Origin of the sequence: Pseudomonas sp. TH49 (genome assembly GCF_016650625.1) — a bacterium.
Classification (GTDB): Bacteria; Pseudomonadota; Gammaproteobacteria; order Pseudomonadales; family Pseudomonadaceae; genus Aquipseudomonas; species Aquipseudomonas fluorescens_H.
In genome coordinates, this window is record NZ_JAEKFL010000001.1 from 1917861 (window position 1) to 1933172 (window position 15312).

Below are 15312 nucleotides of genomic sequence, written 5' to 3' on the forward strand. Positions count from 1 at the left end.
GAATGTAAGGGCCCTTTCGCGAGCAAGCCCGCTCCCACAGGGATTTGTGTTTGCCACTGCATTGAGGACATTGGAGGCTTATGAACAAAACCATCGCCATCGTGGTATTCCCCGGCGTGCAGGCGCTGGATGTCAGCGGGCCGATGGATGTGTTCGCCGAGGCCAACCGGTTTCTGCCGCCCGAGGACCACTACCAGCTGGAGGTGATCGGCCTCGAACGTGGGCCGATGGCTTGCTCCAATGGCCTGAACCTCAGCGCTCACCGACACTTCAGTGAAGCGCACGATGCTTATGACCTGCTGCTGGTGGCCGGAGGGCCGCAGTTACCGTTCATGGATTTCGGCAAAGGCTTCGACACCTGGCTGCGCGAGGCCTGCGCGCGTGCACGGCGTTTCGGTTCGATCTGCAACGGCGCGTTCATGCTGGCGCGGGCGGGGCTGCTGGAAGGGCGCACGGTCACTACCCACTGGAACGATGCCGAGGCCCTGGCGCAGTTGTGCCCATCGACCCGGGTCGAGGCCGATCGCCTGTACGTCGAGGACGGTGCGCTCTACACCTCGGCCGGGGTCACCGCCGGGATCGATCTGTCGCTGTACCTGCTGGCCCGCGATCACGGCGCTGAAGTGGCGCTGAGTGTGGCCAAGCGGCTGGTGGTGTTCACTCAGCGCTCGGGCGGGCAATCGCAGTTCAGCCCGTTCCTCACACCGCATGCGGAGCCGACGTCAGCGGTGGCGATGGTGCAGTTGTATGTGCTGGCCAACCTCACCGGCGATCTGACGATTGCCGATCTGGCGAACGCGGCGAACATGAGTGCGCGCAACTTCTCCCGGGTGTTCGCCCGTGAGGCTCGGGTCACCCCGGCTGAGTTCGTCGAAAGTGCGCGAGTGGATGCGGCGCGGGTGCTGCTGGAAAGCACCACGGCACCGCTGAAGACCGTGGCCTATCAGTGCGGGTTTCGCGATGCGCAGCACATGCGCAGTGTGTTCAACCGTCGACTGGGCGTGACGCCGCAGCAGTTTCGGCTGAATTTTGCGCTGATGCTCTGAGAGATGTGTTGAGTTGGCGGGCCCCATCGCGAGCAGGCTCACTCCTACAATTGGAATGCGTTCCCCTGTAGGAGTGAGCCTGCTCGCGATAGGGCCCGTCCGGCTAACCGAGAACTATTGGGCAGCCCGCGCCGGCAACAGCTTCAAGGTACTCCGGGTATTGGCCGTCACCTCTTCCTCGCTGAAGTGCGCCTGCACATACATCCCGTCGACATACGCCTCGGCCTGATCGTCATAGTGGCTGTCGAACGGCACGCCGCTCTGGCCGACCGGGTTGATGGTCAGGCTGTGCGCCGGGTCGGCGAAGTCGACCAGCCGACGCGTCGAAGGCCCGTAGGTCACCGGCCATGGCGCCGGGCCGAGCTTGGCCGAGAGGTTGTTCGGCACTTCGTGGCTGCCCGGCGCGGCGAACGGCCCGACGTTGAAGATGTGATCCAGCGGCTTCTGCTGACCCAACGGATGACCGTGGGTCAGGGTGTGCGCCGTGCCCCATTGCCAGTCGGACGGGTTGTCGCCGAGGGTCTGTTTCAGGTGCGCCATGCTCGCCTGCCACGCCGCTTTGACGATGTCGGCACGGGTCTCCTTGTTCGGTGTGTTGCGGTTGTCCCACCACGGCGAGTCCGCATTCGCCGCCAGGCGCGGCAGGGCGGCGTCGATCACCCGGGTCGACAGCAGCGTCTCGAAGAAGTCGTTGCCCAGCTCATCGCGCATCGCCGCATCGGCGAGGTCGTAGAGGAACTGGTTGAACACTGTGGCGCTCACCGAATCCAGTGGATAGTCGCCTTGCCACTGCGCCAGTTGCTCGACCAGTTTCAGCTGTGCCGGATCACTAACCACTTCCCGCAGCACCGGCAGCAACGGCGCCAGGGTGCGCGGGCCGTAACCGGTGGTGGTGCCCAGTTGCAGTTTCTGGTTGGCCTCGTTGCTCCACTTCACGCTCTTGTCGCTGAGCTGACGGTTGAGCTGCTGCCCGCGATCGGCGAGGTTGTAGTAACCGGGAATCGCCATGCCGGTGGGTGACAGCGGCTGGAAGTTGGCCGAGACGATGTAGCCGCGTGCCGGGTTTTCCTCCTGCGGGTTGGCGCTGAACGGGTAGTAGCCGTCCTTGTCCGCCTGATTGCCGCTGCCGTCGAGAATGAACTCCGGGCGCACGCCCGCCGGACGTTTGGGCAGCAGCGCCGAGGCCCACCAGGCGATGTCACCCTTGGCGTTGGCGTAGACGATGTTCAGCCCCGGCGCCTGCACCTTGGCCGCCGCCGCACGGGCCTTGGCCAGGGTGTCGGCGCGGTTGAGCTGGTAGAAACCTTCGAGGATCGGGTTCGGCGTTTCGAGGAACGCCCACCACATGGCGATCGGCGTTTTACCGGCGGCAGTGCCGAGGGCGTCGTTGACGATCGGGCCGTGGGGCGACTGGCGCAAGGTCAGCGTCACCGGCGCCTGGCCCTTCACCGCGATCTGCTGCTGGGTGCTGACCAGATCGTTCCACTGGCCGTGGTACCAGACCTGATTCGGGTTGTCCGGGTTGACCTTCTCGGCGATCAGATCCAGATCGTCATTCTGGAACATGGTCAGGCTCCAACCGAAATCCAGGTTGTGCCCCAGGAACGCAAACGGCACCAGCGCCTGATGATGGCCGTACAACTCAAACCCCGGCGCCGACAGTTGCGCCTCGTACCACACCGACGGCACCGAGAAGCGAATATGCGGATCACCGGCCAGTAGCGGTTTGCCGCTCTGACTGCGGTTGCCGGCAATCACCCAGGCGTTGCTGCCTTCGAATTGCGGCAGGCCGTTTTCAATCAGCGCCTGCTCGCTGAGACGGGCGAGGGCATTGAGGTCTTTCCAGTCGCCGGCGGCGAGGGCTGGGGTCTTGTTGGCGTGATCTTTGGCGAGTACGCCTTTGGGCTGCCAGTCGAGGTCGAAGACATTGAGGTAATCAGCGCCGAGTTGATCGCGCACGTAGGTCAGCAATGGCTCGGTGCGAAACGCCGCCGCAAAACTGTAGGCCATGTAACCGGCGACGCTGATGCTGTCTTCGGCGGTGAACGGCCGCTTGGGGATGCCCAGCACGTCGAACTCGACCGGTGCGGCGTGGCTGTCCTGATATTGATTGATGCCGTCCAGATAGGCTTGCAGGGCCTTCCACGCCGGTGACTGCTTATCGAGACTGGCGACATAACTGGCGGCGCGTTCGCGGATGCGCAGGCTGCGGAACAGTTTGTCGGTGTCGAGCAGCTTCGGCCCCAGCACTTCGGCCAGCTCGCCGCGGGCCAGGCGGCGCATGGCTTCCATCTGGAACAGGCGGTCCTGGGCATGCACGTAGCCGAGGGCGCGATACAGATCGGTTTCGTTCTCGGCACGAATGTGCGGCACCCCGCGATCGTCATAGCGCACGGTCACCGAGCCTTGCAGATTGCGCAGCTCCACCTGACCCTGACGCGTCGGTTGCTTGCTGTAGACGTAACCGCCGATGGCGATGAGCAGGATAACGATGAGCAAGGCAAGAACGGTGAAGACGCGTTTCATGGTGACTCCTTGTGCATGCGGGATTGCCGCCCGTCGGGCTGCAAACAATTAGCACAGACCTTCCGTGCCGTGCATCGCTGTCCTTGAAAAGTCCGGAATACCTTACTGCGCCACTACCGGCCACGGGCAATAACAACCGACCGCCAGGGTGTGCGTGGCGTTGACCGGGCGGTCTTGCGTGAGGGCATTGAGGATCGGTTCGATAAAACTGTTGCTGGAATTGCAGGTCAGCCCTTCGCTGTACGGGCCGAAGTACGCCAGTTTGCCGCTGCGGTCCCAGATCGCCACGGCGGGGCTGGCCGGGATCTGCTCGGAGCCGGGCAGCACGGCGATGGTTTTCAGGTTGCTCAGGGTGGTGGGCAACTGACCGTGGGAGCCGGCGCGCTGCACGGCGAAGAATTCCACACCGCGCGTGCCGTACTGCTCGACCATCTCGGTCAGGTGCTGTTGATTGCCGACGTTGCATGGGCAGGCCGGGTCCCAGAAATGCACGAGACGGATTTTGCCGGGGCCGGCCAGTTCATCCGGCAGGCGCAACGGATCACCGGAAAACACCGCGGTGTGCTGACTGAACGCGCGCAGATAACGTCCCTGAAACCAGTCGTACGCCGCCCACAGCACCCCGGCACACACAAGCGCGAGCAGGCTGGCAAACAGTGCGGTGCGGTAGGGCGAGCGCATGGTTTTCGTTCCCGAAGAGGTGGGCTAGCTTGCCATGCTTGCCGCAACAGATGAATATCGCAGGCCGATAAAGTCTGTTTACCGCTTTGGAATACCCGCATGCCTGACACTTTCGATGCCGATCATTTACGCGCCAGCCTCAAGCCTTTGGCCCAGTGGCAGCCGTTGTCGGACGAGGCCAAGGCGTATCAGCAGTTCTATAAAACCGACTTTCCCGAGCGCGATGTCTGGCGCGGCATGGGCCGGTTCGAGGTGGACGGTTATGAGCTGGTCAGCCATTGCTGGTGGCCGGAGAAGGTCAAGGGCACGCTGTTTCTGCTGCACGGTTTTTACGATCACACCGGGCTGTATCGGCATGTGATCGAGTGGGCGCTGGATCAGGATTTTGCCGTCATCGCCTGCGACTTGCCGGGCCATGGTTTGTCGAGTGGGCCGCGGGCGTGCATCCGCGACTTCTCCGAATATCAGGACACGTTGCAGGCGTTGTTCGCTGAAGCCAGTTCGATTGCCCTGCCGCAACCCTGGCATCTGTGCGGACAAAGCACTGGCGGCGCGATCGTCGTCGATCATGTGCTCAACCATGGCGAGAACAGTCCGGCGCAGGGCCAGTTGATTCTGCTGGCGCCGCTGGTGCGTCCGCGCGCCTGGGGCTGGTCGCAGCTCAGTTATTACTTGCTGAGGCCTTTCGTGCGGGGCGTCACCCGGCGCTTCAGCGAGAACTCCAACGACCCGGATTTCCTGCCGTTTCTGCAGACCGATCCGTTGCAGCCCAAACGTTTGCCGACGGCGTGGGTCGGTGCGCTGTCGCGCTGGATCATCCGTGTGGAACACGCGAAAAAAAGTCCGCGACGGCCGCTGATCATTCAGGGGCAGGCGGACATGACCGTGGACTGGCAGCACAACTTGCAGGTGCTGAAGTGGAAGTTCGACCGGCCGCAGATTCTGCTGCTGCCGGAGGCGCGGCATCATCTGGCGAATGAGACGCTGGAGATGCGCGAGGAGTATTTCGAGTTTCTGAACAAGCGGATCAGGGGCAGAAATTTGTAGTGTTTGTAAGGGCCTCTTCGCGAGCAAGCCCGCTCCCACAGGAGACCGCGATCACCTGTGGGAGCGGGCTTGCTCGCGAAGGCGGCCGGTCAGGCGATGAAGATCACTGGCTGAGGTTCGAGGAGCTTTGCCCCACCGCCAACCCCGCCCGAATCGCCGCCAGCGCCGCCTGGTAATACGCCTTGCCCTCGCTGGACTCGGCGAAGGTCGCGAACTGCTCCAGTTCGTCATCCGACAGATCGCGATAAACGTAGAGCAGCGTGTTGTTCAAATCGGCGCCGATCTGATCCATCAGGCGCTGGCGCTGACCGTTCAACATGCCCTGCGCCTGACCGCCGCCGAGCAGGCCGGGGATCATCGAGCTCAAACTGTCCGCCGCCACCCCGGCAATCGCCAGGCTGACTTCTGCGCCGGCTTCGCGGGCGGGCAGGGCCTGGGCCAGATGGCCGATGATCAACAGACGGCTGTCACTGGCCTGCATTTTTGGCAAGCCCTTGGCGTTCTTCGCCAGTTGATCGCGACGGGTGGCGAGCAATTCAGCGGCGACGATTTTCTTGCCCAGCGGCGATTGAAAGAAGGTCAGCGCCGGTTGTGGATCGGCAAGGTGCTGGCGCAGTTGCGCTTCGGCACGCTGATCCATGGCCTGGGGGGCGAAGCGCTGGTTGCTGTTGTTGACCAGGGCTTGAAACACCGCTGGCGGCAGGTTGTTCTGGTAGCGCTGCTGCGCGGCACTCAGGGCATCATTGAAATGCGCACGTTGATCTGGCCAGCCGGCGATCTTGTACAACTGATCGTGGCCGTCCGCCCAGGCGGGCAAAACGCAGAACATCAACAGTGAAAAAAGCAAACGGCGCATAGGGACTCCTGTCAGCAGCGGACTATTCTCCGTGCGGTGCCGGGACTTGTCGAGAATTCGTAGCAAGCCGCTGCGTGGCTCTGTCGGATTTCTTGCCGCCGGCATACTATGCGCGCCATGCAAATATCCTCTGAACACCCGCTGCTGTTACGTATCGTCGACGACCTGGCCGAACATGGCTGGTCGCAGCAGAACATTTTCCTGCCCGCGGGTTTGACCCGTGAGCTGGCGGCCGAGTGCCGCAAACGTGAGGCCGAGGGTGAACTGGCGCCGGCAGGGGTAGGCCGTGGGCCGTTTTCGGAGATTCGCGAGGGCATTCGTGGCGACCACATCCAGTGGATCGACCCGGGCCAGGCCGAGGCCAGCGACCGTTATCTGAGCCTGATGGACAGTCTGCGCGAGGCGCTCAATCGCGGGCTGTTCCTCGGGCTTGAGGATTTCGAATGTCATTTCGCCCTCTATCCGCCGGGCGCGTTTTACCGCAAGCACGTCGACCGTTTTCGCGACGATGACCGGCGCATGGTTTCGGTGGTGGTCTACCTCAATGACGCGTGGTTGCCGGAAGACGGCGGTCAGCTGCGCATGTACCTGGACGATGAGCGCGTCCACGACGTGCAACCCACCGGCGGCTGTCTGGTGGTGTTCCTCTCCGGCGAGGTGCCGCATGAAGTGCTGCCGGCGCACCGCGAGCGCCTGTCGCTGACCGGCTGGTTCCGTCGCCGTGGCAACGAGCCGTTCTGATATGCAGAAGATTCTGGTCAGCCGCTGCCTGTTGGGCCACCGCGTGCGTTACGACGGCGGGGCCAGCGGGCCGTTCGATCTGCTCGAACAGTGGATCGCCGAGGGCCGCGTGGTACCGCTGTGTCCGGAAGTGGCTGGCGGTTTGCCAACCCCGCGGGCCGCGGCGGAGATCCCGGGCGGGCAGGGCGCGGAAGTGCTCGATGGCCAGGCGGCGGTGATCACCAGCGAGGGCGAGGACGTCAGCGCGCAGTTTCTCGATGGTGCGCGGCAAGCGCTGGAGCTGGTGCAAAAGCATGACATCCGCGTCGCGGTGCTCAAGGCCAACAGTCCTTCCTGCGGGAATTTGCTGACCTATGACGGGACGTTCAGTGGGGTGAAGGTCTCGGGAGAAGGCGTTACGGCGGCGCTGCTCAAACGCCACGGGGTTCAGGTGTTCAGTGAGCTCGAACTGCCTGAGGCCGCAATCGCCCTGACCCAACTCGACTGAAAGCCACCCACAAAACCCATGTGGGAGCGGGCTTGCTCGCGAAAGCGGCGGGTCATCCAACCTGTGTATTGCCTGACACGACGCCTTCGGGAGCAAGCCCCCTCCCACAGGGTTTAAGTGTTCATTTGGGCTCGGTGAACCACTTCTCGGACAACGCCGCCAACCGCCCATCCGCCTTGATCCGCTGCAATGCACCCGCAAGGCTCGCCTGAAACGCCGGGTTGCCCTTCTGAAACGGAATCGCCAGCTCCACCGGGGTCGCCTTCGGCTTTTCCTCGGTCAGCGCCTGTACCAGCACCATCGGCCGTGGCTGCTCATCCTTCTTCGCCCATAGCTGCGAGTCGACCTTGCCGTAAGACTCGCTGAAGTCGAAACGATCCTTGAGTTCAGGTGTCAGTGCTATGTGATTGAGCGCAACGTCGTACTTGCCGCTTTCAACGCCCTGAAGCAGGTCGGCGTCGTCGGTGACGATGAAGTCGGCGCGTACATCCAGCTCGTTGGCCAGCAGTTGCCCAAGCTCGACCTCGAACCCCGTGAGTGTGTCGCCGTCCTTGAAATTGAAGGGCGGTGTATTAGCCTCAAGGGCTATGCGCAACTCGCCACGGTCGTTGACGTCATCAATCAGTTCGGCGTGAGCCAGCGGGCTCAGAAGGGGTAGCAGGCAGATCAGGCCAGGCAGAAAACGCATGGTCACTCCTTTGAAATCATTATCGCGATGCTCTGAGTCAGGCTCGCTTTGCTATGGTTGTCGAGTGCCTTCGACAACGAATGGTCATGAAGTTGTCATGACCGCGCGGATTTTACGAAAAAACTGGAGAAGAGAATGAAAACATTCATGTCACGTGCAGCGCTGGCTGGCCTTCTGTTGGGTGCTTCGATGATGGCCAGCGCCGCCACAGAGGCGCCGGCGGGCGCTTCAGTGAGTATCGTCGAGCCGAGCAGCGGCGCCGTTGTCGACAAGACATTCAAGGTCAAGTTTGAAGTCAAAGGCATCGCACTGGCGCCGGCAGGCGATCCGACCGCGAACACCGGCCACCATCACCTGCTGGTCGATGCCAAGGACATTATCCCGGCGGGCGCGGTGATTCCGGCAGACGCCAATCACATCCACTTCGGCAAGGCGCAGACCGAAACCGAACTGACGCTGACCCCAGGCAAGCACACCTTGCAACTGGAACTGGGCGACAAGGGCCACATGGCTTTCAACCCGCCAATCGTTTCGGAAAAGATCACCGTGACGGTGAAGTAACGTTTTCAGCGGCATGAAAAAGGGAGCCTCGAAGGCTCCCTTTTTCATTGCTCGGCGTTCGATCAGAACAACACGCGGCTACGGATGGTGCCGTTGACGTGTTGCAGCTTCTCTTGCGCCAGCTCCGAGTACTCGGCGTCGACGTCGATCACCACGTAACCGACTTTCTCGTTGGTCTGCAGGAACTGACCGGAGATGTTGATACCGTTTTCGGCGAAGACCTTGTTGATCTCGCTCATCACACCCGGGATGTTCTCGTGGATGTGCAGCAGACGGTGCTTGCCAGGGTGAGCCGGCAGGGCCACTTCCGGGAAGTTCACCGACGAAACGGACGTACCGTTGTCGCTGTACTTGACCAGTTTTTCCGCCACTTCCAGACCGATGTTGGCCTGCGCTTCGGCAGTCGAGCCACCGATGTGCGGGGTCAGGATCACGTTGTCCAGGCCACGCAGCGGGCTTTCGAACTCTTCGTCGTTGGAGCGAGGCTCCACCGGGAATACGTCGATGGCCGCGCCGATCAGGTGCTTGTCCTTGATCGCGTCAGCCAGGGCGTCCAGCTCGACCACGGTGCCGCGCGCGGCGTTGATCAGGATGCCGCCCTTCTTGATGGCGCGGATTTCCTTCTCGCCGATCATCCACTGGGTCGCAGCGGTTTCCGGAACGTGCAGGGTGACGATGTCGGACATGCCCAGCAGTTCGTGCAGGTTGCCGACCTGAGTAGCGTTGCCCAGCGGCAGCTTGGTCACGGTGTCGTAGAAGAACACCTGCATGCCCAGACCTTCAGCCAGAACCGACAGCTGCGTACCGATCGAGCCGTAGCCGACGATGCCGAGTTTCTTGCCACGGATCTCGAAGGAGTTGGCTGCGGATTTGATCCAGCCGCCACGATGGCAGGAAGCGTTTTTCTCCGGAATGCCGCGCAGCAGCAGGATCGCTTCGGCCAGCACCAGTTCCGCGACGGAGCGAGTGTTGGAGTACGGCGCGTTGAACACGGCGATGCCGCGCTCGCGGGCAGCACTCAGGTCAACCTGGTTGGTGCCGATGCAGAAACAGCCGACCGCGACCAGCTTCTTCGCGTGATCGAAGATCTCTTCGGTCAGTTGGGTGCGCGAACGAATGCCGATGAAGTGAGCGTCAGCGATCTTTTCCTTGAGCTCGGCTTCCGGCAAGGAGCCTGTCAGGTATTCGATGCTGGTGTAGCCCGCCGCCTTGAGGACGTCGACAGCCGATTGGTGGACGCCTTCGAGAAGAAGGAACTTGATCTTGCTCTTATCGAGAGAAGTCTTGCTCATCTGCGTAAACCTGTATCCCGGAGAAAAATGGCAGGAAATGGTCAACAGACATTGACCTGGACGACAAGAAAGCCGTCACCGCAGAACTGGCCTTGGGCACTGGCCTGCGGGGTCGGTATGCTAGCATAGCCACCCCGCTAAACACTCATTCCTGCGACGTGAAGCGTCTTCAGGATGACCATGAATTGTTCGAGAGTTCTGTCGATGACCAATCCTGCCCTGATTGATGAACTGAAGACCCTGGTCGAGCCTGGCAAGGTCCTGACCGACGCCGACTCCCTGAACGCGTACGGCAAGGATTGGACCAAGCACTTTGCCCCCGCGCCGAGCGCCATCGTGTTCCCCAAGACCATCGAGCAGGTGCAGGCCATCGTCCGCTGGGCCAACACCCATAAAGTGGCGCTGGTGCCGTCGGGCGGGCGCACCGGGCTGTCCGCTGCCGCCGTGGCCGCGAATGGCGAAGTGGTGGTGTCGTTCGACTACATGAACCAGATTCTCGACGTGAACCTCACCGACCGCACCGCCGTGTGTCAGCCGGGCGTAGTCACCGAGCACCTGCAGAACGTCGCCGAAGAAAATGGCCTGTACTACCCGGTGGACTTCGCTTCGGCCGGTTCCAGCCAGATTGGCGGCAATATCGGCACCAATGCCGGCGGGATCAAGGTGATTCGCTACGGCATGACCCGTAACTGGGTCGCCGGCCTGAAAGTGGTCACCGGCAAGGGCGATGTGCTGGAGCTGAACAAGGACCTGATCAAGAACGCCACCGGCTACGACCTGCGCCAGCTGTTCATCGGCGCTGAAGGCACCCTCGGTTTCGTGGTCGAGGCGACCATGCGTCTGGATCGCGCGCCGAAAAGCCTGACCGCCATGGTGCTCGGCACCGCCGACTTCGACTCGATCATGCCGGTGCTCCATGCCTTCCAGGGCAAGCTTGATCTGACCGCGTTCGAATTCTTCTCCGACAAGGCATTGGCCAAAGTGCTGGGCCGTGGCGACGTACCGGCGCCGTTCGAAACCGACTGCCCGTTCTATGCGCTGCTGGAGTTCGAGGCGACCAGCGAAGCAGTGGCCAACACGGCGCTGGAAACCTTCGAACACTGCGTCGAGCAAGGCTGGGTGCTGGACGGTGTGATGAGCCAGAGCGAAACCCAGCTGCAGAATCTGTGGAAGCTGCGCGAGTACATCTCCGAGACGATCTCGCACTGGACACCGTACAAGAACGACATCTCGGTCACCGTGTCGAAAGTCCCGGCATTTCTGCAGGAAATCGACGCGATCGTCGGCGAATACTACCCGGACTTCGAAATTGTCTGGTTCGGCCATATCGGCGACGGCAACCTGCACCTGAACATTCTCAAGCCGGATAACCTGAGCAAGGACGAGTTTTTCGCCAAGTGCGCGACCGTCAACAAGTGGGTGTTCGAAACCGTCGAGAAGTACAACGGTTCGATCTCCGCCGAACACGGCGTGGGCATGACCAAGCGCGACTACTTGACGTACAGCCGCTCTCCGGTCGAAATCGAGTACATGAAAGCGGTCAAAGCGGTGTTCGATCCGAACGGCATCATGAACCCGGGCAAGATTTTCGCGGTTTGATTGGCAATCCCCTGAATCAATGAAGGCAGGAGTCGGTAAATGAGCTATCAGCACCAGTATGTCGACGGCACGCGCATTCACTTCCCGATCGGGAAAGTCGTGTGCATTGGCCGTAATTACGCCGAACACGCCAAGGAACTGGACAACCCGGTGCCTACCGAGCCGCTGCTGTTCATCAAACCGGGCAGTTGCGTGGTGCCGCTGGAAGGCGGCTTCAGCATTCCGACCGAGCGCGGCTCGGTGCACTACGAAGCGGAAATCGCGGTGTTGATCGGCAAGCCGCTGTCGACCAAGCCGAGCCGTGAAGAAGTGCTCGACGCGATCTCCGGGTTCGCTCCGGCGCTGGACCTGACCCTGCGCGACAAGCAGGCCGAGCTCAAGTCCAAGGGCCTGCCATGGGAAATCGCCAAGTCGTTCGACGGCGCGGCGGTGATTGCCCCGTTCGTGGTCGGCAGCACCTTCGCCGACCTGACCGACATCGGCATCCGCCTGACCATCAACGGTGAAGTACGCCAGGACGGCAACAGCAGCGCGATGCTCAACCCGATCGTGCCGATGATCCAGCACATGGCCGGCTGCTTCTCGCTGCAGGCCGGCGACGTAATCCTCACCGGCACGCCAGTGGGCGTCGGCCCGCTGAATGTCGGTGACGACATCGTCCTGGAACTGGTTGGCGCGAGCCGCTTCAGCAGCAGCGTGCGCTGACCGAACGCATCCGATACACAGCAACTGTGGCGATCCTGCATTGGCTCTGTGTCGTGGCTCGCAAAGCCGCACGACAATCCCGCCTTTTGCCGTTTTTTTCACATCCTGTCCGGATAATTCCTCTCATTCTGGCGTCTGAGCCGGCCTCTTTGTGCTATTACCCATAGCCTGAATTTTCGGAACGCGTCCCTGATGTCAGCTCAAACTCAGCTCAAAACTTCCCGTCGCTCACGTTTTGCCCTGCGCTGGTATGTCTGGCTATTGCTGGTGCTCGCCGTCGCTTATGGCCTGGCGCACATCATGCATTGGGACGACCGTGGCCTGCTGTGGCTGCGCGAACGTTTTGAGAGCCAGGCCGAGCAGAAGGCAAGCATCTGGTTGCCGGACTATCGGGCGGTCATCGACGGCAAGCTGCTGCCGGGCATGGAAAAGGACGAGGCCTCGGACCTGTCCTACAACCCGCAGACCAAAACCCTGTTTTCGGTGATGGGCAAGAACCCGTTCCTGGTCGAACTGACCCTGCAGGGTGATGTGCTGCGCAAGATGCCACTGGTGGGCTGGATCAATCCGGAAGGCGTGACCGTGATGGAAAACGGCCTGATGGCGATTGTCGACGAGCGCGAGCACCTGCTGACCATCGTCAAGGTCGATGCCAATACCCGCGAGCTGAATATCGCCGACTTCCCGAAATACGATCTCGGTCCGTCGAAAAACCAGAACAAGGCGTTCGAGGCAATTACCTGGGATCCGCGCAACCAGCAGTTGCTGCTGGGCGAAGAACGGCCGCCGGCGCTGTTCACCTGGAAAAGCGACGGCAGCCAGATCCTCAAGGGCGACAAGCAGAAGCTGGCCAATGATGAACTGGATATCCGCAACCTCTCGGCACTGGCCATCGACCCGCGTACCGGCCACACCCTGGTGCTGTCCGCCGATTCGCACCTGTTGCTGGAGCTGGACGAGAAGGGCGAGCAAGTCAGCTTCATGACCCTGCTCGGCGGCTTCAACGGATTGAAGAACACCATTCCCCGTGCCGAAGGCGTGACCATGGACGACGCCGGTACGCTGTACATGGTCAGTGAGCCGAACCTGTTCTATCGCTTTGAAAAGCAGAAGTAAGCTCATCGCGGGCGGCTTGTGGCCTGAGGCAAGTGGCCATTAAGCTTCAGTTCAGACAGGCGTGATATTTCATCCGCCTGTTTTGATCCCGAGCCTGCCCGAATGCGTCGACTTGCCCGCCCCAAGCCCCTGTTTGTCATCCTGTCGGTTGTTGCCCTGATCGCGTTGATTGCGATCGGCCAATACCTGCGCCTGTTCGAGCGCGCCTGGTTCAATCTGCAGACCTTGTGGCAGCCGTTGAGCAGCGAGGCCATTGGTCTGGGTCAATACCGGGTCGAGGTCGAAGCTCGGGTCATCGAAGGGCTGAACGACGATGTCTCGGCGCTGACCTACGATCCGGTGCGCAAGAGCCTGTTCACCGTGACCAACAAGAATGCCGAACTGGTCGAGTTGTCGCTTGAAGGCAAGATCCTGCGGCGTATCGCGTTGATCGGCTTTGGCGATGCGGAAGCGGTGGAGTTCATCAGCGCCGACACTTACGTGATCACTGACGAGCGTCAGCAACGGCTGATCAAGGTCCATTTGGAGCAGGGCACGACCTTCCTCGATGCGGCGGACGCCGAACAAATGACCCTCGGCGTGCACATGAGTGGCAACAAGGGCTTCGAAGGCCTGGCGTATGACTCGGTGGGCAAGCGCCTGTTCGTCGCCAAGGAGCGCGATCCGATGCTGATTTATGAAGTGCACGGATTTCCGCACTTCAATCCGGAAAAGTCCTACGCGGTGCACGTGATCAACAACCCCAAGCGCGACGCCGGGATGTTCGTGCGCGATCTGTCGAGCCTGCAATACGACGAGCGCAGCGGCCATTTGCTGGCGCTGTCCGACGAGTCGGGGCTGATTCTGGAGCTGGATGTGGACGGGCGGCCGTTGAGCACACTGTCACTGAACAAGGGACGGCAGGGTTTACAGAAGAGCGTACCGCAGGCCGAGGGCATCGCGATGGATGACGATGGGACGTTGTATCTGGTGAGTGAACCGAACTTGTTTTACGTCTTCAAGAAACCTGCGCAAAACTGACTGACACCCCAAAAAACCAAATGTGGGAGCGGGCTTGCTCGCGAATGCGGTGTATCAGACAAAATAATGTATCTGACACACCGCATTCGCGAGCAAGCCCGCTCCCACAGGGGGTGATGCAATTACCCTAAGAATGGGGCGGCCGGGCTTACTCAGCCTTCAGGGTTTTCACACCTTCGCTGGTGCCCAGCAACAGCAGATCCGCCGGCCGCGCCGCGAACAGACCGTTGGTGACCACGCCGACGATCGCGTTGATCTGCGCTTCCAGCTCCACCGGGTTGGTGATCTGCAGGTTGAACACGTCGAGGATGATGTTGCCGTTATCGGTCAGCACGCCTTCGCGGTACACCGGGTCGCCGCCCAGTTTCACCAGTTGACGGGCCACGTGGCTGCGGGCCATCGGGATCACTTCGACCGGCAGCGGGAATTCGCCCAGCACCGGTACCAGTTTGCTGGCGTCGGCGATGCAGATGAAGGTCTTGGCCACGGCCGCGACGATCTTCTCGCGAGTCAGGGCGGCGCCGCCGCCCTTGATCAGGTTCAGGTGCGCGTCGCTCTCATCGGCGCCATCAACGTAGAACTCCAGGTCGCTGACGGTGTTCAGCTCATACACCGGAATCCCGTGGCCCTTGAGGCGCGCCGCAGTGGCTTCGGAGCTGGCGACCGCGCCATCGAACGCGCCCTTGTGCTGGGCCAGTGCATCGATGAAGCAGTTGGCGGTGGAGCCGGTGCCGACCCCGACGATGCTCTTGTCGTCGAGTTTCGGAAGGATGAAGTCGACGGCGGCCTGAGCCACTGCCTGTTTGAGTTGATCCTGGGTCATGCGGGCTCCGGAAGCGGGCAAGGTGAGTACGGAAAGGCCGGCATTATAGGCCCCGCGGTGGTGAAGGGGGAAACACCCCTGTGGCGAGGGAGCTTGCTCCCGCTGGAGCGCGAAGCGGTCCTTT

The 15312-nt window shown here is 61.6% G+C and carries 15 protein-coding genes; 9 read left to right on the forward strand and 6 right to left on the reverse strand.

Annotated features, from left to right (window positions below; all coding sequences use genetic code 11):
* Positions 1 to 80 precede the first annotated feature (80 nt).
* Positions 81 to 1046: a GlxA family transcriptional regulator gene (locus JFU48_RS08670; protein ID WP_201136301.1), complete on the forward strand. Its 966-nt coding sequence runs from the start codon at positions 81 to 83 to the stop codon at positions 1044 to 1046.
* Between the two features lie 114 nt (positions 1047 to 1160).
* Here JFU48_RS08670 and JFU48_RS08675 read toward each other — a convergent pair whose 3' ends face one another.
* Together JFU48_RS08675 and JFU48_RS08680 are read right to left on the reverse strand one after the other, a co-directional pair.
* The gene (locus JFU48_RS08675; RefSeq protein ID WP_201136302.1) at positions 1161 to 3572 is read right to left on the reverse strand and encodes a penicillin acylase family protein; all 2412 of its coding nucleotides are present in this window, start codon (positions 3570 to 3572) and stop codon (positions 1161 to 1163) included.
* A 102-nt stretch (positions 3573 to 3674) separates the two neighbouring features.
* Positions 3675 to 4253: a DUF6436 domain-containing protein gene (locus JFU48_RS08680; RefSeq protein ID WP_003229233.1), complete on the reverse strand. Its 579-nt coding sequence runs from the start codon at positions 4251 to 4253 to the stop codon at positions 3675 to 3677.
* Positions 4254 to 4352: 99 nt separating this feature from the next.
* Here JFU48_RS08680 and JFU48_RS08685 point away from each other — a divergent pair, with 99 nt between their 5' ends.
* The gene (locus JFU48_RS08685; RefSeq protein ID WP_201136303.1) at positions 4353 to 5300 is read left to right on the forward strand and encodes an alpha/beta hydrolase; all 948 of its coding nucleotides are present in this window, start codon (positions 4353 to 4355) and stop codon (positions 5298 to 5300) included.
* 103 nt (positions 5301 to 5403) lie between these two features.
* Here the strand turns inward: JFU48_RS08685 and JFU48_RS08690 are convergent, their stop codons facing one another.
* Entirely contained in the window at positions 5404 to 6156 is a 753-nt protein-coding gene (locus JFU48_RS08690) for a DUF2059 domain-containing protein (RefSeq protein ID WP_201136304.1), read from the reverse strand.
* A 108-nt stretch (positions 6157 to 6264) separates the two neighbouring features.
* Here JFU48_RS08690 and JFU48_RS08695 point away from each other — a divergent pair, with 108 nt between their 5' ends.
* Both JFU48_RS08695 and JFU48_RS08700 read left to right on the forward strand, forming a co-directional pair.
* Positions 6265 to 6897, forward strand: coding sequence for a 2OG-Fe(II) oxygenase (locus JFU48_RS08695; protein WP_103484326.1), 633 nt, complete (start codon positions 6265 to 6267; stop codon positions 6895 to 6897).
* A 1-nt stretch (position 6898) separates the two neighbouring features.
* A complete protein-coding gene (locus JFU48_RS08700) occupies positions 6899 to 7384 on the forward strand; it encodes a DUF523 domain-containing protein (RefSeq protein ID WP_201136305.1) in 486 nt (161 codons plus the stop codon).
* A 121-nt stretch (positions 7385 to 7505) separates the two neighbouring features.
* Here JFU48_RS08700 and JFU48_RS08705 read toward each other — a convergent pair whose 3' ends face one another.
* Positions 7506 to 8072, reverse strand: coding sequence for a transporter substrate-binding domain-containing protein (locus tag JFU48_RS08705; RefSeq protein WP_003229223.1), 567 nt, complete (start codon positions 8070 to 8072; stop codon positions 7506 to 7508).
* A 135-nt stretch (positions 8073 to 8207) separates the two neighbouring features.
* Between JFU48_RS08705 and JFU48_RS08710 the strand changes: the two genes are divergently transcribed.
* Positions 8208 to 8633: a DUF4399 domain-containing protein gene (locus tag JFU48_RS08710; RefSeq protein ID WP_103484323.1), complete on the forward strand. Its 426-nt coding sequence runs from the start codon at positions 8208 to 8210 to the stop codon at positions 8631 to 8633.
* A gap of 62 nt (positions 8634 to 8695) precedes the next feature.
* Here the strand turns inward: JFU48_RS08710 and serA are convergent, their stop codons facing one another.
* Positions 8696 to 9925, reverse strand: a complete 1230-nt coding sequence (gene serA, locus JFU48_RS08715; RefSeq protein WP_003229219.1) for a phosphoglycerate dehydrogenase — start codon at positions 9923 to 9925, stop codon at positions 8696 to 8698.
* Positions 9926 to 10129: 204 nt separating this feature from the next.
* Here serA and JFU48_RS08720 point away from each other — a divergent pair, with 204 nt between their 5' ends.
* From JFU48_RS08720 to JFU48_RS08735, 4 genes are all read left to right on the forward strand, one after another.
* Positions 10130 to 11524 carry an FAD-binding oxidoreductase gene (locus JFU48_RS08720; RefSeq protein WP_201136306.1) on the forward strand — a complete coding sequence of 465 codons (1395 nt, stop codon included), beginning with the start codon at positions 10130 to 10132 and terminating at the stop codon, positions 11522 to 11524.
* Positions 11525 to 11563: 39 nt separating this feature from the next.
* Positions 11564 to 12229: a fumarylacetoacetate hydrolase family protein gene (locus JFU48_RS08725; RefSeq protein WP_003229216.1), complete on the forward strand. Its 666-nt coding sequence runs from the start codon at positions 11564 to 11566 to the stop codon at positions 12227 to 12229.
* Between the two features lie 192 nt (positions 12230 to 12421).
* Entirely contained in the window at positions 12422 to 13345 is a 924-nt protein-coding gene (locus JFU48_RS08730) for an SdiA-regulated domain-containing protein (RefSeq protein WP_103484321.1), read from the forward strand.
* Between the two features lie 102 nt (positions 13346 to 13447).
* Positions 13448 to 14365, forward strand: a complete 918-nt coding sequence (locus JFU48_RS08735) for an SdiA-regulated domain-containing protein (protein ID WP_201136307.1) — start codon at positions 13448 to 13450, stop codon at positions 14363 to 14365.
* Between the two features lie 148 nt (positions 14366 to 14513).
* Here JFU48_RS08735 and rpiA read toward each other — a convergent pair whose 3' ends face one another.
* Entirely contained in the window at positions 14514 to 15188 is a 675-nt protein-coding gene (rpiA, locus tag JFU48_RS08740; protein ID WP_007913886.1) for a ribose-5-phosphate isomerase RpiA, read from the reverse strand.
* Positions 15189 to 15312: the final 124 nt, after the last annotated feature.